23 protein-coding genes are annotated in these 25,508 nt (G+C 46.8%); 18 read left to right on the top strand and 5 right to left on the bottom strand.

From position 1 onward, the window contains the following. Nucleotides 1-79 precede the first annotated feature (79 nt). Nucleotides 80-457, bottom strand: coding sequence for a hypothetical protein (locus H065_RS27270; protein WP_238557861.1), 378 nt, complete (start codon nt 455-457; stop codon nt 80-82). A gap of 173 nt (nt 458-630) precedes the next feature. On the opposite strand from H065_RS27270, the gene liaF reads away from it, so the two are divergent. From liaF to H065_RS0101925, 12 genes are all read left to right on the top strand, one after another. Continuing rightward, entirely contained in the window at nt 631-1,776 is a 1,146-nt protein-coding gene (gene liaF / locus H065_RS26780; RefSeq protein ID WP_017811330.1) for a cell wall-active antibiotics response protein LiaF, read from the top strand. A 6-nt stretch (nt 1,777-1,782) separates the two neighbouring features. Beyond that, a complete protein-coding gene (locus tag H065_RS0101975; RefSeq protein ID WP_017811329.1) occupies nt 1,783-2,838 on the top strand; it encodes a sensor histidine kinase in 1,056 nt (351 codons plus the stop codon). Then, nucleotides 2,810-3,469, top strand: coding sequence for a response regulator (locus H065_RS0101970; RefSeq protein WP_017811328.1), 660 nt, complete (start codon nt 2,810-2,812; stop codon nt 3,467-3,469). Before H065_RS0101975 ends, H065_RS0101970 begins: the two co-directional genes overlap by 29 nt. Before the next feature lie 209 nt (nt 3,470-3,678). Further along, the gene (locus tag H065_RS0101965; RefSeq protein WP_017811327.1) at nt 3,679-5,379 is read left to right on the top strand and encodes a S1C family serine protease; all 1,701 of its coding nucleotides are present in this window, start codon (nt 3,679-3,681) and stop codon (nt 5,377-5,379) included. Between the two features lie 238 nt (nt 5,380-5,617). Then, complete coding sequence (locus tag H065_RS0101960) at nt 5,618-6,307, top strand: response regulator transcription factor (RefSeq protein WP_017811326.1); 690 nt, start codon at nt 5,618-5,620, stop codon at nt 6,305-6,307. Nucleotides 6,308-6,326: 19 nt separating this feature from the next. Then, a complete protein-coding gene (locus H065_RS24975; protein ID WP_051058675.1) occupies nt 6,327-7,931 on the top strand; it encodes a sensor histidine kinase in 1,605 nt (534 codons plus the stop codon). 128 nt (nt 7,932-8,059) lie between these two features. Further along, on the top strand, nt 8,060-9,037 hold the full coding sequence (locus tag H065_RS0101950; protein ID WP_017811324.1) for a 4-hydroxy-3-methylbut-2-enyl diphosphate reductase: 978 nt from the start codon (nt 8,060-8,062) through the stop codon (nt 9,035-9,037). A 504-nt stretch (nt 9,038-9,541) separates the two neighbouring features. After that, the gene (gene aroF / locus H065_RS0101945; protein WP_017811323.1) at nt 9,542-10,606 is read left to right on the top strand and encodes a 3-deoxy-7-phosphoheptulonate synthase; all 1,065 of its coding nucleotides are present in this window, start codon (nt 9,542-9,544) and stop codon (nt 10,604-10,606) included. A gap of 519 nt (nt 10,607-11,125) precedes the next feature. Beyond that, nucleotides 11,126-12,550 (top strand): type I glutamate--ammonia ligase, encoded by a 1,425-nt coding sequence (glnA, locus tag H065_RS0101940; protein ID WP_017811322.1) that lies wholly within the window; start codon nt 11,126-11,128, stop codon nt 12,548-12,550. Between the two features lie 255 nt (nt 12,551-12,805). Beyond that, nucleotides 12,806-13,894, top strand: a complete 1,089-nt coding sequence (gene serC / locus H065_RS0101935; RefSeq protein WP_017811321.1) for a 3-phosphoserine/phosphohydroxythreonine transaminase — start codon at nt 12,806-12,808, stop codon at nt 13,892-13,894. A 161-nt stretch (nt 13,895-14,055) separates the two neighbouring features. Continuing rightward, entirely contained in the window at nt 14,056-14,520 is a 465-nt protein-coding gene (trmL, locus tag H065_RS0101930) for a tRNA (uridine(34)/cytosine(34)/5-carboxymethylaminomethyluridine(34)-2'-O)-methyltransferase TrmL (RefSeq protein ID WP_017811320.1), read from the top strand. Between the two features lie 222 nt (nt 14,521-14,742). Beyond that, nucleotides 14,743-14,997: an AbrB/MazE/SpoVT family DNA-binding domain-containing protein gene (locus H065_RS0101925; protein ID WP_017811319.1), complete on the top strand. Its 255-nt coding sequence runs from the start codon at nt 14,743-14,745 to the stop codon at nt 14,995-14,997. 177 nt (nt 14,998-15,174) lie between these two features. Here H065_RS0101925 and H065_RS0101920 read toward each other — a convergent pair whose 3' ends face one another. Both H065_RS0101920 and H065_RS0101915 read right to left on the bottom strand, forming a co-directional pair. Continuing rightward, nucleotides 15,175-16,242, bottom strand: coding sequence for a phosphodiester glycosidase family protein (locus H065_RS0101920; protein WP_017811318.1), 1,068 nt, complete (start codon nt 16,240-16,242; stop codon nt 15,175-15,177). Continuing rightward, on the bottom strand, nt 16,239-16,646 hold the full coding sequence (locus H065_RS0101915) for a hypothetical protein (protein ID WP_017811317.1): 408 nt from the start codon (nt 16,644-16,646) through the stop codon (nt 16,239-16,241). Before H065_RS0101915 ends, H065_RS0101920 begins: the two co-directional genes overlap by 4 nt. A 326-nt stretch (nt 16,647-16,972) precedes the next feature. Between H065_RS0101915 and H065_RS0101910 the strand changes: the two genes are divergently transcribed. Continuing rightward, complete coding sequence (locus tag H065_RS0101910; protein WP_017811316.1) at nt 16,973-17,731, top strand: response regulator transcription factor; 759 nt, start codon at nt 16,973-16,975, stop codon at nt 17,729-17,731. A gap of 48 nt (nt 17,732-17,779) precedes the next feature. Beyond that, complete coding sequence (locus H065_RS0101905; protein WP_017811315.1) at nt 17,780-19,006, top strand: aminotransferase-like domain-containing protein; 1,227 nt, start codon at nt 17,780-17,782, stop codon at nt 19,004-19,006. Between the two features lie 32 nt (nt 19,007-19,038). Here the strand turns inward: H065_RS0101905 and H065_RS0101900 are convergent, their stop codons facing one another. After that, nucleotides 19,039-19,779, bottom strand: a complete 741-nt coding sequence (locus H065_RS0101900) for a DUF2161 family putative PD-(D/E)XK-type phosphodiesterase (RefSeq protein WP_017811314.1) — start codon at nt 19,777-19,779, stop codon at nt 19,039-19,041. A 166-nt stretch (nt 19,780-19,945) separates the two neighbouring features. Between H065_RS0101900 and H065_RS0101895 the strand changes: the two genes are divergently transcribed. The 3 genes from H065_RS0101895 to H065_RS0101885 all read left to right on the top strand — a co-directional run bounded on the left by H065_RS0101895 (nt 19,946) and on the right by H065_RS0101885 (nt 23,015). Further along, nucleotides 19,946-20,965 (top strand): globin-coupled sensor protein, encoded by a 1,020-nt coding sequence (locus H065_RS0101895; RefSeq protein ID WP_017811313.1) that lies wholly within the window; start codon nt 19,946-19,948, stop codon nt 20,963-20,965. Between the two features lie 132 nt (nt 20,966-21,097). Then, nucleotides 21,098-21,346 (top strand): type B 50S ribosomal protein L31, encoded by a 249-nt coding sequence (locus H065_RS0101890; RefSeq protein WP_017811312.1) that lies wholly within the window; start codon nt 21,098-21,100, stop codon nt 21,344-21,346. A gap of 337 nt (nt 21,347-21,683) precedes the next feature. Beyond that, nucleotides 21,684-23,015: an MBL fold metallo-hydrolase gene (locus tag H065_RS0101885; RefSeq protein WP_017811311.1), complete on the top strand. Its 1,332-nt coding sequence runs from the start codon at nt 21,684-21,686 to the stop codon at nt 23,013-23,015. A 236-nt stretch (nt 23,016-23,251) separates the two neighbouring features. Here H065_RS0101885 and H065_RS0101880 read toward each other — a convergent pair whose 3' ends face one another. Then, the gene (locus H065_RS0101880; RefSeq protein ID WP_017811310.1) at nt 23,252-24,136 is read right to left on the bottom strand and encodes a LysR substrate-binding domain-containing protein; all 885 of its coding nucleotides are present in this window, start codon (nt 24,134-24,136) and stop codon (nt 23,252-23,254) included. Between the two features lie 282 nt (nt 24,137-24,418). Here H065_RS0101880 and H065_RS0101875 point away from each other — a divergent pair, with 282 nt between their 5' ends. Then, nucleotides 24,419-25,438, top strand: a complete 1,020-nt coding sequence (locus H065_RS0101875; RefSeq protein WP_017811309.1) for an ABC transporter ATP-binding protein — start codon at nt 24,419-24,421, stop codon at nt 25,436-25,438. Nucleotides 25,439-25,508: the final 70 nt, after the last annotated feature.

The raw sequence follows: 25,508 nt of genomic DNA, 5'->3' as shown, positions 1-25,508 counted from the left end.
TTCGGCTGTGTAATACGATAGACTCAACCCCGATCCCTGCATAACAACAGGATCGGGGTTTTTCTGTATTTATCGGCACTCAGGTATCTTGCAGATGTATAATTTGCACAGTCACAGTCACAGTCACAGTCACAGTCACAGTCACAGTCACAGTCACAGTCACAGTCACAGTCACAGTCACAGTCACAGTCACAGTCACAGTCACAGTCACAGTCACAGTCACAGTCACAGTCACAGTCACAGTCACAGTCACAGTCACAGTCACAGTCACAGTCACAGTCACAGTCACAGTCACAGTCACAGTCACAGTCACAGTCACAGTCACAGTCACAGTCACAGTCACAGTCACAGTCACAGTCACAGTCACAGTCACAGTCACAGTCACAGTCACAGTCACAGTCACAGTCACAGTCACAGTCACAGTCACAGTCACAGTCACAGTCACAGTCACAGTCACAGTCTATATACAACAGTCATGTACAGCAATATATTCTGCCCAATAAACGGCGTCTCGGTCTCTAGACCGAGGACAGTTTCAGCCTGCTGCCGCTACGATGAAGATGGATTAGGCATTACACTACATATAAGATGTACAGATCGAGCTGAAATAGAGGAAAGTGAGGAATAGAGATGAACAGATATATGTTTCGCAAAACCTTCTGGGGATTGTCCCTGATAGGGGTCGGCCTGGTGTTCCTCCTGAACCGCATGAATATGATCGAATGGGGAATTGGGGATGTCCTGTTCCTGTTATGGCCATTAATCCTGCTGGAGATGGGTCTGAATGAACTTTTGTTCAAATGCAAAAAAGATATTGGTGGATGGATTATGACGATTCTGGGCGGCTATTTTCTGGGACGCAATCTGGGATGGTTTGATTATTCTATCGGCGATATGATTCGTCTGCTATTGCCGGTCATACTGGTAGTTGCCGGTGTGAACATATTGTTTGGCAAAAAGGAAAAACGCCGCCGGCGTCGGGATATGCATCAAACACCAGAAGCACCAGAGCCACCTTCATACGATGCACCACCGCCGCCACCTGTACCGTCTGCACTGGATGATCTGTTTAATGAAAAGCTTGGCAAACAGACACCACCGGAACCGGAAGCGCGCCAGGGATTTGGACAGCAATATGAGGAACCGTCCGAACGGGCATACCGTAATGACCCGGCATTTCAGGAAAAAGAACCTTATACATCCAGTACACCACCTCGTCATCCGCATTATGACTATCCGTCTTCAGGCAACTGGAAGCAGGATAAGCAGCAGTTCAAAAGACAGCTCAAAGAGCATATCAGACGCCAAAAAGATGGGAAATGTCAAAATAAGCAGTGGCATCGGGAGCAATGGAAGCAGTATTATAAAGGTAGAAACTACGGCTCCGCATACGGTCATGCAGAGCAACGATCCGGATTTATTGGCGATGTGCATATCGGCAAAGAGTATTTTGAGCTTAAGCCGATGAATATTTCCCATTTTATCGGAGATACGATGCTGGATCTGACACGCGCCCAGATTTCTTATGGGGTTACGCCAATTACGATTTCCGCTTTTATCGGTGATGTCAAAGTATTTATTCCAAGTGGTGTAGATGTAGCTTTCAGAGCAGAAGGCAATTCTTTTATTGGAGACATGAATATTCTCAGTGATACCAAAGAAGGATTCATGGGTCATATCAACTCTGAGACAGCAGACTTTGATTCGGTGGGTAAGCGTGTCGAGATTACAGTCAGTGTATTTATCGGAGATATTGCTATCAGTCGGGTGGGATGATAAACAATGGGAACAAAATGGTTTAAAAACCTGAAGTGGGAACTGATCGGATTTTTCGGAATGTTTGGTATCCTGATGACAAGCATGATTTATCTAACGCTTAACCAGGGTGCCAATATGAAGTATCCTTTCTATTATTTTGGCGGATTGATCGTTATCTCGCTGGTTGCCGGCTATGTGGCCGGTCAGCGGGTACAGCGTCGTATAGATTATATGCATCTCAAAATGACCCAGGTCGCCAAAGGCAATTTCAATACCCGTATGGCACCGACCGAAGATGAATCATTTAACCGTGTGCATCAGGAATTCAATGAAATGATGAGTACGGTAGAGCGCAAAATGCACATTTTGCAGCAGCTGGGTGAACAGGATGTTATGGAGCGTACCCGGGAGACCGAGACAGCCGTACTGGAAGAAAGGCGACGGATGGCACGTGACCTGCATGATTCGGTTAGTCAGCAGCTATTTGCTATTCATATGTCGGCTTCTTCCCTGCCCAAAGTGCTGGAGCGCAATGAGCAGCAGGCACGTGCTGTGATGGATCAGTTGATTCAGATGTCCCAGCTGGCGCAAAAGCAGATGCGTGCACTGATTACCCAATTGCGCCCGATGGAGCTGGAAGGGCGTTCGCTGCCCGAAGCACTGGATAGCTGGTTTCCCGATTATTGTCGTCATAACGGACTCAAGGGAATGCAGGATGTAGAGTTAAACGGAGAATTGACTGAGGCCAAGGAGCGTCAGCTTTTTCTTATTATTCAAGAGGCACTGGCCAATATTGTCAAACATGCGGATGCAACGATTGTCAGCCTATCCCTGCAGGAAGAGCCGCATCATATTGCCCTGCATATTAGCGACGATGGCAAAGGATTCGATCTGGGTATTCACAAACAGGGTTCTTACGGGCTGACGATCATGTCGGAGCGTGCCGAGAAGCTGGGCGGACAGGCGGAAGTGATTAGTACGCCCGGAGCAGGGACAACGATCCGTATCCATATTCCCAAGTTTGAACATAATTCAGGGGGAGTGAGCAAGCATGAACAAGATCAAAATATTGTTGGCTGATGATCATGATATGGTACGGATGGGTCTCAAAACATATCTGATGCTGGAAGAACAATTTGAAGTGATTGCCGAAGCAGCCAATGGACAACAGGTTATTGATTTGCTGGATCAAAGGGATATTGATGATATGCCCGATCTGATCCTGATGGATATGATGATGCCGGTCATGAACGGTGTAGAAGCGACACGTTGTATTCTTAAAGACTATCCCCATCTCAAAATCGTGATTCTGACCAGCTTCCTGGAAGACGATATGGTCGTGGAAGCGATTGAGGCAGGAGCCGTCAGTTATATTCTGAAAACCGTTTCTGCCGAAGAATTGATTTATGCTCTTCAGGGAGCCAGTCGTGGAATGCCGGTAATGACTGGAGATATCTCTCAGGCATTAACTCGTGGCATCCGTCAGCGCAGTTCGGCGCAAGAAGAATCTTCCGATCTGACCGGCCGTGAACGTGAAGTACTTATGCTGATTGCAGAAGGCCTCAGCAATAAAGAAATTGCAGAAGAATTACATATTAGCATCAAAACCGTCAAGACACATGTCAGCAATCTGCTGATGAAGTGCGAACTGGAAGATCGTACCCAGCTCGCGATCTTTGCCCATCGTAAAGGCTGGGTAACCCAATACTGAGTCTGGGCCTGCATCATAGAGCATAATGACCTCTGATAGAGCAAATCGCTGATATCTTCTTTTCCCATGGAATTTTAATTATTGACCTTGGATTTATTATCTTTTTAATTGTTTTTAATGTGCAATTAAGGTTAATAAGCGAATATAAGAATGTACCGAGTAAGACATACACACGGCATTCATATCATGGGAATTTGGGAGGTATCTTCATGGAAGACAAGAACAGAAATGAATTGAATAACGGCTCCGAGCTCAACGGCCAAAACCATAATACAACTAATTCTAACGAAGCAGGAACTGACAACGGACAATCGCATTATTATTCTTATGGTCCTTTCCAATCGTTTAACAAAGACAAAGAACAGCCTGCAGAATCTCATCAAGATGCAGTGCCGGAAGCCAAAGACGTAGAGGTTACTCCTCCTCAGCCGGTACGCCCGGTCTACAGTTCGGCCCCAGGAAATACGCAGCGCAATGACAATCCAGACCCACTGAATCATATTCACAACAACTACAATGGTAACGGTTATAACGGTAATGGTGGAGATGCCGGTAATCGCAAGCCAGCCCAATTTCAATATAGCAAACCGAAAAGTCCTGTCAAAACAGTAGTCGCTTCTGTCCTCGCAGGGATGATTGTCATGACTGCAGGGATGTATGGAGCCGATCGGGCGAATTTGTTCACTCCGGATGCACCTACGGTAAGCAGCAGTTCGACAACTGCAACAACGACGACTCCGCCAAGTAGCGGAATTACCCAAGCCGCTCTTCCAGCAGGTTCTGCCGATGTAGCCGATGTAGCCAAAAAAGCGAGTCCGGCTGTTGTCAAAATCGAGACCTATTCCAATTCGCGCTCAAGCAACAGCGGTAACGGCAGTAATCCGTACAGCGATCCAATGTTCCGTTTCTTCTTTGGTGATCAGGGAGACGGTCGCGGTGGTAGTGGTGGCTCCGGTGGTAGTGGAAACGGCGGCAGTGGCAGTGGTGGATCTTCGAGTTCGCTGACACCATTGGGTATTGGATCTGGCTTTATTTTCGATAAATCGGGTTATATCCTGACCAATGCTCACGTTGTTGGCGAAGCGGATGTGATTCAGGTAACGCTGGAAAATAACAAAACACCTTATGAAGCCAAACTGATGGGCAAAAGCGATGATCTCGATCTGGCTGTGTTGAAAATCGAGCCAACCGAAGGCGAGACTGATTTCCCGTATATCTCCCTTGGTAACTCGGACGATATGACAATTGGCAGCTGGGTAGTGGCGATCGGTAATCCTCAAGGATTCGATCATACCGTCACAGCAGGTGTACTGAGTGCGAGAGAACGTGAAATTACAGCTTCGGATGCGTCTAATGGTCAGTCGACAAACTATCAGCATTTGCTGCAGACAGACGCGTCTATCAACCCTGGTAACTCTGGTGGACCGCTGCTCAATATGAACGGTCAGGTGATCGGTATCAATACTGCGGTTAGTGAAGGCGCGCAGGGTATCGGTTTTGCAATTCCATCCAATGTAGTATCCCAGGTGGTAGACAAACTGAAAAATGGTAAAGAAATTCCGGCTACACCAGTTCCATTTATCGGTGCTTCACTGATGACACTGACTCCTGAGATTTCCCAGCAGCTGGGTATCGATACAACCAGTGGTTCAGTAGTGACCGAGGTGCTGTACAGATCTCCTGCGTATCAAGCAGATCTGCGCTCTTACGATGTAATTACCGGTATCAATGGTACCAATTATTCCAATAGCCAGGATCTGATTACAGCTATTCAGAAGCTGTCTGTAGGAGATACAGTGACATTGAATATTATTCGTGACGGTAAATCATCGCAGGTTAAAGTGAAAATCGGTGACCGTAATAACTATGAGAACACTATGAATAATTCCGGCTCCGGCAACGGACAATAACCACTTTGCTCTGTTCAGACGGGTACGGATGCAGGACAATAATATGCGTTTTATATGACATCTTACTCGGGTCAATAACGGTATCCGATAAATATAGATTGGAGGCGGAAGGGATATTCCTTTCCGCCTTTTGTGCGGCTATAGTGTATTTATCCATTCATTGATACAATAGAACTAACTATCTAATCACACAGGATATGCTGCTGCATTCCATAACCTGTCCGAAGGAGAACAAGCGATGAGACCGACTATTCTAATTATTGACGACGACGAGAAAATTATTTCCATGCTCCGCCGGGGGCTGGCTTTTGAAGGGTATGAGGTACTAACAGCATCCAACGGAGCCGAAGGATTAAATAAAATGCTGGAAAATGATCCTGCACTGATGGTATTGGATGTAATGATGCCGCAGGTAGATGGATTCGAAGTATGCCGCCGCGTACGGGAAGCCGGAAGTTCAGTGCCGATCCTGATGCTGACAGCCAAGGATGAAGTAGAGAACCGGGTTAAAGGTTTGGATGCCGGAGCTGATGATTATCTGGTCAAACCATTCGCACTGGAAGAATTGCTGGCACGGGTGCGTGCACTGCTGCGCCGTAAACCGGATACGAATAATTCCAGCAATAGCCGCTTAACCTATGAAGATCTGACCCTTGATCCCGATGCTCGTGAAGTTATGCGTGACGGACAGCGCCTGGAGCTGACTGCCAAGGAATTTGAATTGCTGCATCTGTTTATGCAGAATCCGAAGCGTGTATTGTCGCGTGATCTGATCATGGATAAAATATGGGGCTACGACTACAGCGGGGAATCCAATGTGCTGGAAGTCTATATTGCCATGCTCCGCCAGAAGACGGAAGAGTATGGCGGCAAACGGCTGATTCAGACCATTCGGGGTGCCGGTTATATTCTGAGAAGCAACAGCTGAAGAAAGGACTAACAACAGTATGTCAATACGCTTAAGACTGACAGTATGGTATTCCGGCATATTAGCGGTGACATTGATGCTGTTCAGTGTTGCTATATACACCTTTGTGTATTTCAATACGTATCAGGAACTGCGCAACCGGCTGAATGATCAGATCAGTCGTATTCAGGTAGCAGTGAGTATGCCTGACAGCGAGGGACATGTGGATATGGCACCTTCGCGCAAAGATTATAATCGTCTGCTGGAATCAGGCTTCCGGATCAAGCTGGGCAATTATACAGACAGCAGCAAGGACATTTCCTACAACGGCGGATTTTTGGAAATACCGGCAGCCAACAAAATTCCAGATGATCTGAGACAGATTGATTATAATGGACGGTCTTATCTGGTGGCCTATGCCGGTATTCCCGGAGTGGTCGATGATGACGGCACTGCCCAGTTGCTTGGGGTGCTTATTATTGCTGCGGATATGACAGATGCACACCAGCTGTTTGATGATTTGCGTGTGACGTTGATCGTGGGTTCACTGGCGACGCTGTTTATCGCTTTTACACTGGGCCTATTCCTCGCACGCAAATCGATGGCACCTATCGGTAAAGTTATCAAGGCTGCCAACCAGATCCAGAATGGTAGAGATTTGAGCGTCCGTATCGATTATGATGGCCCCAATGATGAGATCGGTCAGCTGATCAGTACGGTAAATGGTATGCTTAGCCGTACAGAGACCTTTTACCGGGATCTGGCAGAAGCGTATACAGCGCAGCGCAGATTCGTATCGGATGCGTCTCATGAACTGCGTACGCCATTGACTACTATTCGTGGCAACGTGGATTTATTGCAAAAAGCATGGAATAAAAAACCACATGAAGCCCCGCATCTGGATGAGGAGAGTCTCAAGCAGCTATCGATGGAAGCTATCAATGATATTGCGGATGAATCCAAACGGATGAGCCGGTTGATCAATGATATGCTGTCCCTTGCCCGTGCTGATGCTGGTCAGACCATTGTTAAGGAAAGCCTGCCTGCAGCAGAACTGGTCGAGGAGGTTGTACGGCGTGCACAGTTTATTCCCCATCGTGCAGACTGGCAACCTGCAGATACTTCCAGCCTGCAGGAATATTTTATTTATGGTAACAAAGACTATTTGCAGCAGATGCTGTTTATCTTTATTGAAAATGCGTTTAAATACACCCCTGAGGGTATTGTGTCACTGGATACTGTGTTATACGAAGATCAGATTGGTATTCGTATTACTGACTCGGGGATCGGAATGGATCAGGAAGAAGTTCCGCATATTTTTGAGCGGTTCTATCGCGCGGATGAGTCCCGTGGTGTCACACCGGGAACCGGCCTGGGATTATCGATAGCCAAGTGGATTATTGATGAACATGAAGGTTCTGTTGAAGTGATAACGGCCAAAGGCAAAGGAACAACGTTTGTCATCTGGCTCCCGCTCGCTGCCGTTCCCGTAGAATCTCATAGTGATCTATCTGCACAGATACCGGAAAAAGAAATACTGGAAATTCCGGAAATCGTCAAGGAAGAAAAGAAAGCTTTTATCAAGGACTTCAGACGCAAATCGGCCAAATCCGGTAAAACCGATAAACCGGAAAAGCCGGATTAAACATTACAGTTATTTAGAGGAAAGGGGCTTTCACTGAGCGCTTCGCCTTTCCTCGGGACCTTGTTATAGAGTATAATGGTGGTATTGCTTTGCTTAAGCAAACCCCAGAAAGCAGGTGTTAAGCTCATATGGAAATTGTGAAAATTGCGCCACGCGGATACTGTTATGGTGTCGTTGACGCTATGGTGATTGCACAGCAGGCCGCACAGAATCTTGATCTGCCGCGACCGATTTATATACTGGGCATGATTGTACACAACAGTCATGTGACCAAAGCATTTGAAGACCAGGGTATTATTACACTGGATGGACCGAATCGTGTAGACATTCTGGAGCAAGTGGAGAGTGGTACCGTTATATTTACTGCTCATGGTGTATCTCCGGAAGTACGCCGTCTGGCACGGGAAAAAGGACTGACCACGGTCGATGCAACTTGTCCTGATGTTACGCGTACCCATGATCTGATCCGTGATAAGACAGCTGAAGGTTATCAGGTGATCTATATCGGTAAAAAAGGCCATCCCGAGCCGGAAGGTGCGATTGGTGTAGCACCCGATGATGTCTTCCTGATCGAAAAGGAAGAAGAAATCGAACAGCTGAATATTTCCGGTGAACGTATTCTGATTACCAACCAGACTACGATGAGTCAGTGGGATATTCGTATTATTATGAAGAAACTGCTGGAGAAATTCCCGGGAGCCGAAGTTCATAACGAGATTTGTCTGGCGACGCAGGTTCGCCAGGAAGCTGTCGCCGAGCAGGCCGGACAGGCAGAGCTGGTTATTGTGGTAGGTGACCCGCGGAGTAATAACTCCAACCGTCTGGCTCAGGTATCGGAGCAGATCGCCGGTGTAACAGCCTACCGGATCTCGGATATTACCGAGTTGAATCTGGACTGGCTCAAGGGCAAATCCCGTGTAGCGGTAACAGCGGGAGCATCGACACCAACACCTATTACCAAGGAAGTTATCAGTTATCTCGAACAGTATGATAACAATGATCCATCGACATGGGAGATTACGCGTACAGTGAATCCGAATCGTCTGCTTCCACCGGTTCGTGAGAAAAAAGGCAGAACGACTAATCAGCCTGTTCGTCATTCCTGATCGATTAATCCATCATTACGTTCATAAAATTGTAAAAAAGAAGTGTCTGTTCTGCAAAAGAACAGGCACTTTTCTTTCATTTATAGATGAATTATGTTTAGATAATACGTATAAGTTTTTGCATTATATAACAAGATGCTTACACTATGCAGGAGGAGATAACGGCTTGACAGACTATACTATTTCTTGTATATTTGCTTTAGTGATTAAAAGCTAAAAAGCTTAAAAGCGAACAAGTGTTAAAGTTGAATGTATACTCTGGATTATTCACTTGGATAGTACAATAAACTGGCCTCCTCGGATGGGTGTTTATTGTACCTATCTTATGCAGTAGGTATTCATATAAATAACTTGTTGAAAAATTTTCGACTCTTTAGATAGCACGTTATTCAAGTTATTTAGATTATCAGGTCATATCGGATCATAAGGTGACCGGCTAACTGCTATAACCGGATTAGAATATCCGGGCAATCATTTATTTCAAATACGGAAGGAAGAATAAATATGATTACTATCGTATCCAAACAGGCTGCACGCGAGCAGCTCAATCACATTGTTGAGGTTATCGAGCAGGAGGGTGTACAGGCACATATTGCCCATGCGCCGGATCATACGGTCGTTGGCATGATTGGCAGTATCAAACCTTCTCTGGTAGAACGCCTGCAGCAGCTACCAGGTGTAGAAAAAGTAGAAAAAGTATCCAAATCATACAAACTGGCAAGCCGGGAGTTCCATCCGGAAAATACAGTTATTCAGATCGGTGATGTCAAAATTGGCGGCGGCGAGTTGGTCGTTATGGGCGGTCCATGTGCCGTAGAATCTGCCGAACAAATCGATGAAATTGCAAGACTCGTCAAAGCAGCAGGCGGTCAGGTACTGCGCGGCGGAGCATTCAAGCCGCGTACCGGTCCATACAGCTTTCAGGGGGTGGGCGTTGAAGGCTTGATCATGATGGCCGAAGCAGGAAAAAAACATGGACTGCTCACGATTACGGAAGTCATGACACCCGAATATGTGGATATTTGTGCCGAATACGCCGATATTCTGCAGGTAGGTACACGCAATATGCAGAATTTCGATTTGCTGCGCAAACTGGGAGAAGTACGCAAACCGGTTCTGCTCAAGCGTGGATTCAGTGCGACCTATGATGAATTGCTGAATGCGGCCGAATACATTCTGGCTGGCGGTAATCCAGATGTTATGCTGTGCGAACGCGGCATACGTACATTCGAGTCCTACACCCGTAATACGCTGGATCTATCGGCTATTCCGGTTCTGCAGCATCTCAGTCATTTGCCGGTTATCTCTGATCCAAGTCATGGTACAGGGCGACGCGAGTTGGTTGAGCCGATGACTCGTGCCTCGGTCGCAGCTGGTGCAGATGGACTGATTATCGAAATGCATACCGACCCAGATAATTCCATGACCGGAGATGGTGTACAGTCCCTGTTCCCGGATCAGTTTGCCCGTCTGCTGCGTGAGCTGGAGCAGCTGTCTCCGATTATCGGGAAAAGCTTTGCTACGCCAAAAGCGCCAGCAGAATCTTTTGCTCCACAGCTGCAGCGTTAAGCTGTATTTAGATAGACTATTTTGTGCTGCACAATATATTTGACGATCCTTTTGAAAGACCGGTCTCTACGTAGAACCGGTCTTTTTGTTATACCTTATACCGGAATTCTGCTAGGCAATAAGCAAATAATCCGCTGCTGGAATACCTGTCAAAAGTCCGCATACAGAGCGGAATGACGCCTTTATAAAGCTGGGAACGAACAGGCATTGACAAAAAAATATTCAAAAGCGGCACTTGTAGTTTCTGTGCAGATGAAGTATGATGCCATTTAAACATTGATTCGACGCGTTAAAGCATGGTGGTATTATCGTATTTCTGGAGTAGAATTGACGAGCCAATTTCTTTTTTGGTAAGCTATAATGTGTAAGCATATCTTACATTCCGATCAGAAATATCTAACATGGCTATTGACGATGTCAGGTTTTACGTTTTATAATGACGAAAGAAAAAAAACGAGAAAATGAACATTGTACATCAGAAAAGTTGTAATGTTCGGAAATTTGGGGAGGAAAGTACAAATGCCGGTAGAAAATGTATTGAAACTCGCACAAGAAAACAATATTGAGTGGTTCGATTTCCGTTTTGTGGATTTGTCTGGTCGTGCACACCATATCTCTTTGCCAGCTACTGAAGTGGATGAGGATACGTTTGTAAATGGTGTAGCTTTTGATGGTTCTTCCATTCCTGGTTTCCGTGGAATTGAAGAGTCGGATATGGTTATGATGCCAGATCCCGAGTCCGTATTCGTTGATCCGTTTACCGCTCACCCAACACTGAACGTTATGTGCAACATCTACACTCCGGACGGAGAGCGCTATGAGCGTGACCCTCGCGGTATCGCCGAGAAAGCAGAAGAATATCTGCAATCCAGCGGTGTAGGTACGGCGGCGTTCTTTGCCCCTGAATCCGAATTTTTCATCTTTGACGATGTTCGTTATCATAGCGGAATGAATGAATCCACATACTCTGTGGACTCCAACGAAGCTTTCTGGAACAGCAACCGTGCTGAAGAAGGCGGCAACATGGGCTTCAAAATCCGTAAAAAAGGCGGATATGTACCGGTAGCTCCTGTAGATTCCCAGCAAGATATCCGCAGCGAAATGTGTCGCCTGCTTGAAGAAGCCGGCCTCAAAATCGAGCGTCATCACCATGAAGTAGCAACTGCCGGTCAGGCAGAAATCAACTTCCGTTTTGATACGCTGCGCTGCACAGCGGATAATCTGCTGAAATACAAATACATCGTGCACAATACTGCACATCAATACGGCAAAACAGCAACATTCATGCCAAAACCGCTGTTTGGCGACAATGGTAGCGGAATGCACGTTCACCAATCGATCTTCGATGGTGACACACCACTGTTCTATGAAAAAGGTTCTTATGCCAACCTGAGTGAAATGGCAATGCACTATCTGGGCGGTATTCTGTACCATGCTCCAGCGCTGATCGCTCTGACCAACCCGAGCACGAACTCTTTCAAACGTTTGGTTCCTGGTTATGAAGCACCGGTTAACCTTGTATTCTCCAAAGGTAACCGTTCTGCAGCAGTTCGTATTCCAATCGCATCCGTTACACCAAAAGGCTGTCGTATCGAGTTCCGTACACCGGACTCCACAGCTAACCCTTATCTGGCATTCTCCGCAATGCTGATGGCTGGCCTAGATGGAATCAAAAAGAAAATGGACCCACGTGAACTGGGTTATGGACCTTTTGACAAAAACATCTATGAACTGTCTGACGAAGACAAAGCAGGCATCCGCAGTGTACCGGCTTCCCTCGAAGAAGCACTGGACGAGCTGGAGAAAAATCATGAATTCCTGACAGAAGGCGGCGTATTTAGCAAAGACTTTATCGCCAACTATATTGCATTCAAACGTGCTGAAGCCAAAGATGTAGCTATTCGCGTACATCCGCACGAGTTCAGCCTGTACTACGACTGCTAATCCGCTGTATACCAGCGAAGCAGATCAATCCTGTAATCCCACGATCCTCCGGAACTGCGACTCCGGAGGATTTTTTAAATGAAATTAATACTATTGAAATAAAATAAAGATAGCTGTCGACTAGATACCATAGTGACAAAAAGCACTTGCTCGTCCTGGCAATTGCTGATATCATATCGATAATTATCACAAACCTGACATCATCGTATTAACGGATTAAAGGTATAACGCTGAATTGAAAGGGTGGAGAAAGAGATGACCAAGAGAGCTTATAATTTTAATGCCGGCCCGGCAGCACTGCCGCTGGAAGTGCTGGAACGTGCCCAGAAGGAATTTGTAGACTATCAGGGTAACGGAATGTCTATTATGGAGATGTCGCACCGTGGTGCCGTCTACGAAGCTGTACATAATGAAGCACAGCAGCGTCTGTTATCCCTGCTGGGTAATCCGGAAGGATACAAGGTTCTGTTCCTGCAAGGTGGAGCAAGCACACAATTTGCCATGCTGCCCCTGAACCTGCTGGGTGAAGGCCAGGTAGCCAGTTATGTAGCGACTGGCAGCTGGGCAGATAAAGCGATCAGTGAGGCCAAGCTGATCGGTGAGGCGCACGTAGCAGCTTCCTCCGAAGCTCAGGACTTCATGCAGATTCCTGCTCTGGAAGATATCCAGATCCCGGACAATGCAGCCTACCTGCATGTGACTTCCAATGAGACGATTGGTGGTATCCAGTACAAAGAGTTCCCGGATACCGGCAATGTTCCACTCATTGTAGATATGTCCAGTGATATTCTGAGCCGTCCGCTGGATATGAGCCAGTTTGGCATGATCTATGCCGGCGCACAGAAAAATCTGGGTCCATCCGGAGTAACGGTAGTCGTAGCTCGTGAAGAGCTTCTTGCCAATTCGCCAAAAAGTATTCCGACCATTATGCGCTACAGCACCTATCTGAAAAATAATTCTCTCTATAATACACCGCCTTCATTTGCCATCTATATGGTCAACGAAGTACTCAAATGGATCGAGGAGCAAGGTGGACTTGAAGGTGTAGCCCGTAATAATGAGCGTAAGGCTGCTCTGATTTACGATGCGATTGATGAGAGTGGAGGCTTCTACAAGGGAGCTGCAGAAGTGTCCAGCCGCTCCAATATGAATATTACATTCCGCTTGTCTTCCGAGGAACTGGACAAAGCATTTGCCAAAGCGTCCGAGCAGGCCGGATTTGTCGGTCTCAAAGGTCATCGTAGCGTTGGCGGATTGCGTGCATCGATCTACAATGCTGTTCCTTATGAGAGCTGTGAAGCACTGGTCGAATTCATGAAAGATTTCCAGACAAAAAATAGCTAAACAGAGCAACTTTTACCTCTATATTAGCGTAAATATTTAAAGCCTTCCCGCAAGGGGAGGCTTTTTTAAAAAAAATTCAACTATTTTTTGTCAAAAGCTGTCGCAATTTACCGAGATAGGTTATAATCAAAAAGTACTATAAAAAAGGTGGAAACAGAACTATGGCACTACACATCGTATTGGTGGAACCAGAGATACCAGCTAACACCGGAAATATTGCCAGAACATGCGCAGCTACAGGAATTTACCTGCATCTTGTACGTCCTTTAGGCTTCAGAACAGACGATGCTACCCTAAAAAGAGCAGGACTCGATTACTGGCATGCTGTCAATATTGAGTATCATGACTCATTCGAAGAAGTACAAAAGTCCTATACTGGACATCGCTTTTTCTATGCAACTACAAAAGCTAAAAACAGATACTCTGATTTTAAGTTTCAAGATGGTGACTTTTTTGTATTTGGCAAAGAAACCAAGGGCTTACCACCCGAGCTGATCGCAGCTAATCCGGAGACAGCCATGAAAATGCCAATGACCGATAATGTACGTTCGCTGAATCTTTCTAACTCGGCAGCTATTATTGTATATGAGGCGCTTCGTCAATTGGATTTCCCTGGGATGAAATAATCATAGCTCCCGGTGAGAAAAGCACGGTTTCTAAAAGAAAGAATAGAAATTAGTAAAAGTTAGCAGGATTCGAGAAGTAAGCGGAGAATATTTAAGAAAAGCGGAATTAAGTGAATATATAGCTGATATTCCAAATTTTGTGATTCTTTTATTTTCCTTTACTTCTACAAGCAGCATTAGCAATAATGCGACAGAATGAATAACAGAGAGGTGTATATTAGTATGAAACCGGCAGGCGTTGTACGTAAAGTAGATCAATTGGGAAGAATCGTATTACCAAAATCATTGCGCAAAAGATATCAAATGAATGAAGGAGATCCTGTAGAAATCCTCGTTCAAGGCGACCATATCATTTTGGAGAGATACCGTCCAAAATGCGTGTTCTGCGGATCCATGGAAGAAGTTAGCGAATTCAAAGAACGTTATATCTGTGGTCAGTGCGTAACAGAAATGAATTTGATTCCCAAAAATGCCTAATTCATTTAATGAGTAACATTTATGGTCAGCTTGGATTGCGAGTAGAATGTGCTGCATCAGGCTGACCATAAATGAATGATTATAAGCAATAACATCAAAGCCCCCGCTTCCTTGATCTGCTGGTACGGAACCAGTAGCGAGGAAGTGGGGGCTTTTGATATGTTTATAGGATTCGGATTATTTGAAAAACAAAAAGTTGGTAGCTACCGGGCGCAGATTGCCATCCGAAGGTCTATTGACTACACGTCCGTTCAGAATAAGCGAAGTAGAACCTCCACCATCCAGATTATAGGCATCGGTCACGCCCATGTTGTACATTTTGTCCTGAAGCTCCTTGAGAGTAGCGCCGGAGCTGCCATTTTCATTATAACCGTCTGCAGTCATAATAATAATCTGATCGTCCTTGTACTTGCCAATCACTGTACGCGGAGCACGCAGCGGTGTTTTTTGCCATTTGGACGGAATAGGGGTCTTTTTGCCGTTCTGAATCAATACAGGTACAAAGGAAGCGCCAAAGGAAGGACTAAGTGCATCCAATTTGGCTTTGCTGGTGAATTTGCCGCCAATCAGCTTGCCTGAATCATTCAATCCTACAAAGAACAGATCTTTGAAGGTCGCTTCGAATCCATTCACATATCTTCCGTTCAATACCGTTGTACTAAGCGGATAACGCTTGCCACCTGCGTCTGCAAATCCACCGGCGTTAATGCCTGCGATTGCTCCGTACCGCTGTACAGCAGTCAAGGTAGTCTCTGCACCGCCGTAAGCATCTTTACCAAGAGTCATTTTCATGGCATGCGGGTCTTTGAGCTTGATCTTCATGGCGTAGGCTTTGTAGGTTCCGGGATTCAGCCGGTACAATTCGATATGAATTTTGTTGCTGTTGACCCGTTCACTCGCTGCACCCAGTTTGGAAGTAATACGCCGATTATAGATTTGCTCCGGCTTGGCCGCCTGGGTAGAGGCTGCTTTGACGATAGAAGACATGGCTGTGGTGGTCTTGTTATACAGCCGGGTTGTCTTCTCGATCGAAGCGGATGTCTGAACAGCAATCTTTTCCGCTTGATCCAGTGTGTTCAAAATCTTGCCGGATTGCGCATCCAGGCTGGCAGCAGGTGCATATTCCTCCAGATGCAGTGGTACAGTCATAGATTTGGATTGCAGCAGCATCACTAACAGCAATCCGATAAAGGGAGCAGTTGCCAGCATAAAAAAACGATTTATTCTTTTGACATTCCTGTTCATTTGAGCAGCTCCATTTTCTTTTGCAGGGTATTCAGCTGCTTTTGTACTTCATTGAGCTGGGTGTATAATTTATTGCTGTTGTCTGTTTTGCTGCTGGCGTTATCCTTGGTAAAGGTAAGCAGCTCGTTAAAGGACTCCACTTTGCTCTGAAGTGCATTCATATCCTTGGACATATCTTTGAACCGGGCATCATAATCCTGATGCAGAGCAGCAATCTGACGTTGTGTATCGGCCTGGATCGCTGTGATCATCTGCTGCTTCATATGATTGCTGTATAGGTAGGCTGCGGTAGCACCGAGCGCGATAATCAATATCCAGAACACCAAAAACCAGTTGGCAGAGGACCCTCTAGGGGGCTGGAAACGTGATCGTACACGCGGATTATTCTCTGCTTTGGACTCCATTCAGAATCACCTCAATAATACGATTATTTGTCGAACAGACTACATTCTAACATGTACGTTCCGACCCGTCTAATTTGCCAAAAAGGCAGCTTGTTCTGCGCTTTTGTAGAACTTATCGGCGGTATAGGCTGCTTTTTTATACCTGAAAAGAAAATAAAAAAAACAGTTGGGATTTGGACATTTCTATCGTCTTCTATCGGTATAAATACCAAACATAATCTGAAATAAATGCAAAATATGGCATAAAAAATTATTGGTTGCTGGCCGATATGTAACTATACGGTAATAAAAGAAACAACCATGATAAACAGGAAGGAAGTGTCCAAGTGGAGAGTATTTGGAAGGTTATCATTATCGATAATCATCCGGCATTGATGCTGGGTACCAAACTAATACTGGAAGAAACGGCTGATCTGAGTGTCGTGGCAACTGCCAGTTCCGTCAAGGAAGGTGTTCAGCTTACTGCACGTATCAAGCCGGATCTGATTCTGCTCGATGACTCACTGCCAGAGGGCAATGCCGAACATTATTTGCGTCAAGTGAAACGCAGCAGTACAGAGAGTCATGTGATTGTGCTGACAGGCGATAATAATTTATCCTTATTTGCTGGTCTGATGAGTATGGGGGCAAGCGGTGTATTATCCAAGGAATCTTCACCTGCGCAGCTGCTGCATCTTATTAATGGTCTCAGACAGGGACTGACTGTTATTCCATTATCATGGCTGAATCAGGGCGTGGTACCGGTGCCTGCCGAGATTCCGACAGATGGTTATTTTGAATTATCCCAAATCGAGCACACGATCATGATTCAAATTACACAAGGGCTTACATATGACAAGATCGCTGATGTGATCCGTGTAAGCCGGCGTTCTGTCGATAATTATTTGCGTAAAATCTATGACAAGCTGGGCGTAAACAGCCGTGCGCAAGCGATTGAGAAATATACATTATACTCCCATACCGCTTCATTCAAGGGAGCTCTGGAGTCTCATCCGAGCATTGTAGCTGTAGAATCGGCTGTAGCTATCGAACCGGTAATCAAAGTAGAACGCTCTGCTCCCGTAAAAAAGGTTGCCCTGGATTGAAGTTCAGGTGTATGATCTTGAAAAAGCATCGTACAGGAGGCTGGAACGGTGAAATTCTTATTTGCATCAAGGGTCAGCAATATGCCTGCATTCTCGGTTCGTTCGGAGGATAGTCGGCAGCGTCATGAATCGTGGATTTCACTGGCGGAAGAACTGCCGGCCGAAGAGCTGTTTCCGCTCTCTCAGCTGGGAGAAGCCGCTGGTACCGTGTTCTCTGCCGGCCCGCGTGTATTACAGTATGGAGAGGTAGCCGGATCACTGGCATTGCGTCAGTGGCTGCATGCCCGCTGGAAGCAGGATCAGCGATTGTTGGTAGATCCCGCCAATATTCTGTTAACGTCAGGCAGTCAGCAGACGATTGATTTGCTGGTACGTATCTATGTGAATAGTGGAGAGACTGTACTGGTGGAATCTCCAGCGCCGCCCGGCTGTCTGCAGGTACTTCATTTGCAGGGAGCGCGGGTTATTCATGTTGCTTGTGATGAGCAGGGGATAATCCCGGAAAGTCTGGATGAGATGATTCGTCTGCATCGCCCCAAACTGCTGTTCGTTTCGCCCAATTTTGGCAATCCGACTGGCAGAGTATGGAGTCTGGAGCGCAGACAGGCTGTGCTGGCATTATGTATGCAGCATGAACTGCTGATCGCCGAAGATGATGCCTATGGCGATCTGCATTTTGGCTCGGAGCCGGTTAGTTCTTTTCGGCAGCGTTATCCTACCCTTTTCAAGCTGGATCGGGATCAGGGTGGCAATCATGTACTGTATATTGGTTCATTCAGCAAGACCATTGTACCCGCACTGCGGATTGGATGGGCTGCCGGTGATGAACATCTGATTCAGGTGATGTCCGCTGCCAAGCAGACTGCCGACTGGCAATCCAGCACGATGAACCAGACCATACTGCTTCGTCTGCTGCAGTCGCAGCGTTTTGACTGGAGCAGTCATATCACCATGCTCAACCGTGAATATGATATCCGTCTCAAACTGATGCTCGAGCTGCTCAAGCGTCCCAACTGGCGAGGCACCGAGGTAGAGGTTCCCATCGGAGGCATGTTCCTGTGGGCCCAGCTGCCTGACCAGCTGGATGGTGAAGCGCTACTGAGCAGAGCCCTGGAAAAAGGAGTATCGTTTTTGCCGGGGGCGCGTTGTTATGCCAGCGGTGAAGGCAGTAGTTCGATCCGGCTTAACTTTACACACCCCGGCCGTGATGAGCTGCTGTTAGGGATGAATCTGATTTCCGAAGTGATCGCAGAGATGAGGCAGGATGGTAAATAAGCTCCGTATTGCTGAAGCGGTAAGTTGTCTAGTTATGATTGATGTTCGCTGGACTCGATAGCATCTATCGGCTGCAGGACATGAGCATAATCGATCAATGCCTGGCGACCTGCCGAAGTGAGGCGATAGCGTCCGCGGGAGACACGTTCAAACCAGCGGTAGTAGTTGTTTTGCAAAATATCTGCAGCTGTACCAATACCGGTCAGATCACGCAGCTGACGAGGCGATAGCGTCTCCTGTTCGCCAAAGGCATTCGCTATACGCAGTGCCTTCTCACGATAGGCAGTAATAAGGGGGACTCCGGTACTGCCACCCAGATTATAATCGCCACTGCGCTCGGCCAATTCTTTGAGCAGTCGCTGTTTTCGGCTGCCTTTGCGTGGTTGTCGTGCAGGAGCACTGCTATGGATCGGTTCACATAGTATTTCAATAAATGGGGATTTGGTTTTATATAATGTCACTGTCAGGAGGCCAAGGCCCAGACGGCGGCAAAGATCGGTCAGATCTCCCCAGCGCTGATTATGCGCGCCCTTTTTGGCGCGGTTGCGCTCGACCGCTACATAAACATTGCTACTCAGTTTGAGACGTTCAACTCCCTGCAACAGAAGCGGGAGATTGAACGTTTTTTTGATTTCGACAATTAGAGGCTCGGTGTCACCCGCTCGCAGACCCACCAGATCGCAGTGCCGGACTTCGCTCTTGATATCGTATCCCTGACGGGCAAAAAAATCCTTGATCGGTAAATATAATTCGGTCTCGTGCTGTACAGCCATGGTTCTAGTTCTCCTTCAATTAAGCTGCTGAAAGTATACCATATTTGAACTACTCTAAACTAAAACGGTTTATTCTCCGATGTAAATTACATGTTATCTGTTAGTAAATAGAAGATTAAGCAATATTTATAGCAGAATCACAATATACCGCACAGGGGGATTCATAATGATAGAGGTTTCATCTCAGCGCCGGCGGCAGCTCGAATACATCCGATTGACGGATAAAGACGTGCAGCTGCTGGCTTCATATCGCGCAATTTTTGAAAAAGTGGTTGATGAAGTAGTCGACTATTTTTATGATCATATCGATAAGTATCCGGATCTGAAGCGTGTTATCCAGAGCAATGGATCATCGGTGCATCGTCTTAAGCAGACACAGCGGGATTACTGGCTTTCGCTTGCCGGCGGCGTTATTAATGAGGAATTTATTGAGCATCGTCTCAAAATTGGAAAAATTCATTCACGGATCGGACTGAATCTGGATTATTATCTGGGTACGTACATGACCTACACGGATATTGCCACACGGGTATTGGAACGGGAACTGCCGGATCAGTGGATGCCTGTACTCAATGCACTGACACGCATGTTCAATCTGGATTCCCAGCTTGTACTGGAGGCATATGGAGAACGAGAGCAGGAGCAAATTCAGGAAATGGCAGATCAGAAGCAGCATATGCTGACATCGGTAACCGAAGTAGTCGACCGGATGAGCAGCATGATTGTAAGGCTGAATGAGAATGCGCGTGATATTTCCGATTCGGCAGGACATATTGCTGCTTCTCAGGAATTGTCCCTGCAGGAGATGAACAGTCTGGGACATGAAGTGAAGCAGATCAGTACAGTAGGATCCATCATGAGGGAGCTGTCGGATCAGACGCATCTGCTCGGTCTTAACGCTTCTATTGAAGCAGCGCATGCCGGAGAATATGGACGCGGATTCAGCATTGTCGCACAGGAAGTACGCAAGCTGGCAGGTTCCTCGCAGAATGCATTAAAAGATATTAACGGTACGCTTCAAGTCATTATGTCACGGCTGAATCAGGTAGAAGAGAGCTTCAAGCATAATGTGGAATTATCCCGTCAACAGGCAGGCAGTTCACAGGAACTGGCGACTTTTGCCCAGATGATTGAACAGGTGGCTCGTGAGCTGGAGGAACTCCAACAGGCAGAATGCAGCAGCTGATTCACCCCGGAATAGAACAGAAATAATGGGCAAAAAAAAGTTTGATAAAAAAACAGAAGTTCTTTGACTTTTTGAGGTATGAGTGTATAATAGGAAGAGCGTGATTAATTTTATGAACGAAGGTGATTACTCATGAAAAAAGAAGGACATCCTAAATTCCAACAGGCTATTTTCTTGGATCCAAGCTGCGGATATAAGTTCCTGAGTGGAACAACTAAAACTTCCGGCGAAACAATGGAATGGGAAGACGGCAACACTTATCAAGTAATTCGTGTTGATACTAGCTCTGCTTCTCATCCGTTCTACACTGGTAAACAAAGAAACGCAGACGTTGGTGGCCGCGTAGACAAGTTCAACAAAAAATATGGCTTGAAAAACTAAGACGTATCTATTGTGAGCTTATCTTCACAACCATTTGCGTTGTGAACCGTCATAAAAAGCGTACCGAGTGCATAATTATTATGCATACGGTACGCTTTTTTTGTGCTTTTTAGCAAATTCGTAAACCGGATGTACATAAGTGTATGCGTATGATTAAAACGAATACTGGTATGTGATGGAAAAGTTTATACTGCGTTTACATTAACCACACACTGCATACAAATTCGACAGATATACTGTTCAAGAAACCATTATCTCATCCGATCGAACTGGCAAAGTAAATACGAACGAAATCTGCTTCTGCTGAAAAATGGTTAAAACAGGTGGAGTGAATATCATGATGGAGCTTACTATTCTAGGTGGAGCAGGCGAGCAGAGCCGTTCCAGTTATCTGCTCCGGCAGGAAGAGCAGTATGTACTGCTGGATTGTGGAATGGATATAGCAGAGGAATCCGGGAATTCTTCAGACAAACTGACGCATATCATGTCCCGGCTGCAGGCTGTTTTTTTGTCACATGCGCATGAAGATCACAGTATCGGACTGCCGCTGCTGGAGCGTTATGGATATACCGGTGAGGTATGGACGACCCGGGCGACGATCCGGCAGCTGCCGGTTTGTCTCAAGGCGCTGGAAGAACATCAATATGCTGTTGCTGATCGTCAATCTGCTTCAATGCCGGCTGGCGAAGAGACGATATCCAGTATCCGTTTCCGCTATCTTGAGGATACCGCGCCACGCGGAGAGTGGACCTGGCTTCAGCCGAATCTGGAAATATGCTGGGGAAGAGCAGGTCATTTGCCGGGTTCTATCTGGATTGCTATCCATTGGCAGGGTAAAACGATTCTCTATACCGGCGACTACAGTGCTGAATCCAGGCTGCTGGAAGCCGATCGGCCCTTGCATCATTCTCGTATCCTGTCGCGTGCCTATCCTGCTCCAGGTCAAATCCGGGATCTGGATCTTGCTATTGTGGATGCAGCCTATGGAGTGGATACCGATCGCCAGGGCAACAAGCTGTCCCAGCTGAATCGCTATATGAAGGAAACACTGAAGCAGGGAGGGGCTATTTTACTGCCGGTTCCCGTGTACGGAAGAGGACAGGAGTTGATGATCTGGGCGAGTGAACAGTACGGAGAGATCCCGATTCTGGTCGAATCGGATCTGCTGGATGCGCTGGAATTGTTCGCAGCAGACCCACATTGGCTGCGTGCTGAAGGGATGGCGCGTATTGAGCGATTACTGCATCATCCACGGCTGCACCGGATGTATGACGATGATTCCAGAGAAGAGCTATTTCTGCGTTATCCCCGTTCGATAGTGTTTACCGACGATGGTATGATGCAATCGGTCAAAGCTCAGCAGCATTATACCCGAATGGCTGCAGGCTCGGCGAATCGTGTTATTTTCACCGGTGATCTGGCTTATGGATCATTCGGACGTGCGCTGCTTATGGATATGGAACGGCGTGGTTGCCAGATTCATCATGTACGGTACAAGGTACATCAGGGACTGCCGGATGTACGCCAGATGCTGCTCGATCTCAAAAGTCCACGCACTCTGCTGGTACATGCGACCCGGCCCCGTACAGATGGATTGGCGCTTCGGCTGCAGCAGGAAGGATTCCAGCAGGTACATGCTCTGCAGCCGGAAGACCAGCTTTACTTTTAGACCATGCAAGCAGAGGAATTGGGGAATCGGACTTGCAGATGTCTAATAGAAAGAGCTGGTAAAGACTCATAACGATAAAAGCGTACCGCAGAGAAGAGATTTCTCAGCGGTACGCTTTTTGTATATTTACTCTATTTTATTGTTCGCTCTCTAGATATCTAGACCCCTGAACCCTCTCAACCTCTGAATCCCTCATCTGCATAAGTTTGTTCTAAGCAACACCTTGTCTGTTTCGATTAGTTGGTATGGGTAAGACAGGCGGCAAAACGATGGATCAGACCGGAATAATGACGCTCCTTATTGTAGGCATAATACAGATACCGTCGCTGATCCAAGCCAGGTAGTGCTTTCATTTGCAGACGATGCTGACGTACTTCCTCTTCAACAGCCATTTTGGAAAGAAAAGCCACAGAGCCGCCCAGCATTACCGAGCGTTTGATCGCTTCGGCAGAGTCCAGCTCCATATAGTGAAGGGGTTGCAGCCCGATATCGTTCATCCAGCGATCGCTCAGCTGGCGTGTGCTGGATTCGCCGCTGTGCAGTACCAGTCGGCTCTGTTGCAGCAGGTCCAGACGAAGTTTTTCTTCTGCCGCCAGCGGATGATCCGGCGAGAAAATGGCAACCAGCTGATCTTCGCCGATCAGTCCTTTGACAAGGGCCGGATGTTCAAAAGGTTCAGTCAGCATAATCCCCAAATCGATCTCATGATTAATCAGCATCTCTCGTGTTACCGGTGACGTCTGCACTGCAATCGAGATGCTTACACCCGGATGCTGCAGGCTAAACTGGTGAATAATTTCCGGCAGCAGATAGGTAGCTGGTACATAGCTGGCTCCAATACGCAGCTGTCCACGCTCCAGCGCGCCAAATTCCTGTACGATTCGTCTGGATTCTGCCGCAAGTGCATTGATTTTGACAGCATAATGCAGCAGCGCTTTTCCCGGTTCGCGCAGGATGACTTTGCCGCCGCGCGATTCGAACAGGCTAACACCCAATTCTTTTTCCAGACTTTTCATATGAAAGGTAACTGTAGGTTGCTTGAGTCCCAGCTCATCTGCAACCGCAGTAATTTTCTGATGCCTGTTCAGCAGTTCTACAATTTGCAGCTTGATCAGATTCATGATTGATTTCCTCCATGACCCGCTTCGCTATGGAATGGGGTCTGATTTGTTATCCTCTGTTCAATCTAGCATAGATTTATTCGATGACTGTCAAAAGACAGCATAGTTAAAATTGATACTTCGTTTACATTATCCGCATATAATACATAAACTCCGTAGCTATACTGAATTCAGAGAGCAATTATCTGATTGAATGACAGGCACCATTACCTTTACAGCCTAACTGAATAATCATGAAACAAGCACAATCATGGAACAATGAGTTAAAAGGGGAATACACCAATGACACAAATTACGCTTCAGGGAGTAAGCAAGAGCTACGGGAATGTGCAGGCGCTCAAGCCTGTGGATCTAATAATTCCTGCAGGCAAATTCACCACACTGCTGGGACCTTCCGGCTGTGGTAAAACAACGTTGCTGCGTCTGATCGCCGGGCTGGAGACACCGGATACCGGGGAAGTACTCGCTGATGGCAAACCGGTCTTCTCGCAGCAAAAACGCATTAATATGCCATCGCATCGACGTGAATTTGGCATGGTATTTCAGGAGTTTGCCTTATGGCCGCATATGACCGTATATGAAAATGTTGCCTTCAGCCTGAAAGCAGCTGGCCAGAAAAAGCAGATTCGCGAGTCGGTGGAGCGGGCGCTGGAGCAGGTACGGCTGACAGGCATGGAGCAGCGGCAGCCGCATCAGCTGTCAGGTGGACAGCAGCAGCGGGTCGCTTTTGCCCGGGCTATAGTCATGCAGCCTGGACTCATTCTGTTCGATGAGCCGCTCAGTGCATTGGATGCGCTGCTGAGAGAAGAGATGCGGCATGAGCTGATGAATCTGGTACGGGAACTGGGCATTACAGCTTTGTATGTTACGCATGATCAGACAGAGGCGATGTCGATGTCCGATGAGATTATCGTCATGCAGGGAGGCAGCATTCTGCAGCGTGGTACGCCGGAAGACATTTACCGGAATCCTGCGGATTCGTTTGTCGCGAGGTTCATCGGACGCTCCAACTGGATCGAATCGGGGCAATCCCTGTTCCGGCCGGAGCATGGATGCTGGGAGACTACCCGTGAAGCTGGCGAGCATACCTATCGCGCTATAATTCGCAGGGTCAGTTATATGGGAGACCGGTATGAAATAGAGATCGACGCCGGACAGGAGAGAATCTGGACCGCCTATCATACCCAGCGGCTGCAGCCGGGCGAGGAAGTACAGATCCATGTCGCTCCTCAGCATGTATGCAGTGTAGATAGTAGAGAAGCCGCAGATACGTTGCACAGTGGTCGTCAGCATATTTCCTGAATGAAGGATTGAATACTATCGAAACGGCGAATTGATCGCCGCTTGAATGCGTGAATATCTGAATATCTGA

Source organism: Paenibacillus shenyangensis (genome assembly GCF_000346635.1).
In the GTDB taxonomy this organism is placed as follows: Bacteria; Bacillota; Bacilli; order Paenibacillales; family Paenibacillaceae; genus Saccharibacillus; species Saccharibacillus dauci.
The sequence above is the reverse complement of the archived record's forward strand: the minus strand, read 5'-3'. Positions and strand labels throughout refer to the sequence as shown.

Excerpts from the sequence above, each read along its gene's own strand:
- liaF (WP_017811330.1), top strand. The coding sequence starts at position 631 with ATGAACAGATATATGTTTCGCAAAACCTTCTGGGGATTGTCCCTGATA.
- H065_RS0101975 (WP_017811329.1), top strand. The coding sequence starts at position 1,783 with ATGGGAACAAAATGGTTTAAAAACCTGAAGTGGGAACTGATCGGATTT.
- H065_RS0101970 (WP_017811328.1), top strand. The coding sequence starts at position 2,810 with ATGAACAAGATCAAAATATTGTTGGCTGATGATCATGATATGGTACGG.
- H065_RS0101965 (WP_017811327.1), top strand. The coding sequence starts at position 3,679 with ATGGAAGACAAGAACAGAAATGAATTGAATAACGGCTCCGAGCTCAAC.
- H065_RS0101960 (WP_017811326.1), top strand. The coding sequence starts at position 5,618 with ATGAGACCGACTATTCTAATTATTGACGACGACGAGAAAATTATTTCC.
- H065_RS24975 (WP_051058675.1), top strand. The coding sequence starts at position 6,327 with ATGTCAATACGCTTAAGACTGACAGTATGGTATTCCGGCATATTAGCG.
- H065_RS0101950 (WP_017811324.1), top strand. The coding sequence starts at position 8,060 with ATGGAAATTGTGAAAATTGCGCCACGCGGATACTGTTATGGTGTCGTT.
- aroF (WP_017811323.1), top strand. The coding sequence starts at position 9,542 with ATGATTACTATCGTATCCAAACAGGCTGCACGCGAGCAGCTCAATCAC.
- glnA (WP_017811322.1), top strand. The coding sequence starts at position 11,126 with ATGCCGGTAGAAAATGTATTGAAACTCGCACAAGAAAACAATATTGAG.
- serC (WP_017811321.1), top strand. The coding sequence starts at position 12,806 with ATGACCAAGAGAGCTTATAATTTTAATGCCGGCCCGGCAGCACTGCCG.
- trmL (WP_017811320.1), top strand. The coding sequence starts at position 14,056 with ATGGCACTACACATCGTATTGGTGGAACCAGAGATACCAGCTAACACC.
- H065_RS0101925 (WP_017811319.1), top strand. The coding sequence starts at position 14,743 with ATGAAACCGGCAGGCGTTGTACGTAAAGTAGATCAATTGGGAAGAATC.
- H065_RS0101920 (WP_017811318.1), bottom strand. The coding sequence starts at position 16,242 with ATGAACAGGAATGTCAAAAGAATAAATCGTTTTTTTATGCTGGCAACT.
- H065_RS0101915 (WP_017811317.1), bottom strand. The coding sequence starts at position 16,646 with ATGGAGTCCAAAGCAGAGAATAATCCGCGTGTACGATCACGTTTCCAG.
- H065_RS0101900 (WP_017811314.1), bottom strand. The coding sequence starts at position 19,779 with ATGGCTGTACAGCACGAGACCGAATTATATTTACCGATCAAGGATTTT.
- H065_RS0101895 (WP_017811313.1), top strand. The coding sequence starts at position 19,946 with ATGATAGAGGTTTCATCTCAGCGCCGGCGGCAGCTCGAATACATCCGA.
- H065_RS0101890 (WP_017811312.1), top strand. The coding sequence starts at position 21,098 with ATGAAAAAAGAAGGACATCCTAAATTCCAACAGGCTATTTTCTTGGAT.
- H065_RS0101885 (WP_017811311.1), top strand. The coding sequence starts at position 21,684 with ATGATGGAGCTTACTATTCTAGGTGGAGCAGGCGAGCAGAGCCGTTCC.
- H065_RS0101880 (WP_017811310.1), bottom strand. The coding sequence starts at position 24,136 with ATGAATCTGATCAAGCTGCAAATTGTAGAACTGCTGAACAGGCATCAG.
- H065_RS0101875 (WP_017811309.1), top strand. The coding sequence starts at position 24,419 with ATGACACAAATTACGCTTCAGGGAGTAAGCAAGAGCTACGGGAATGTG.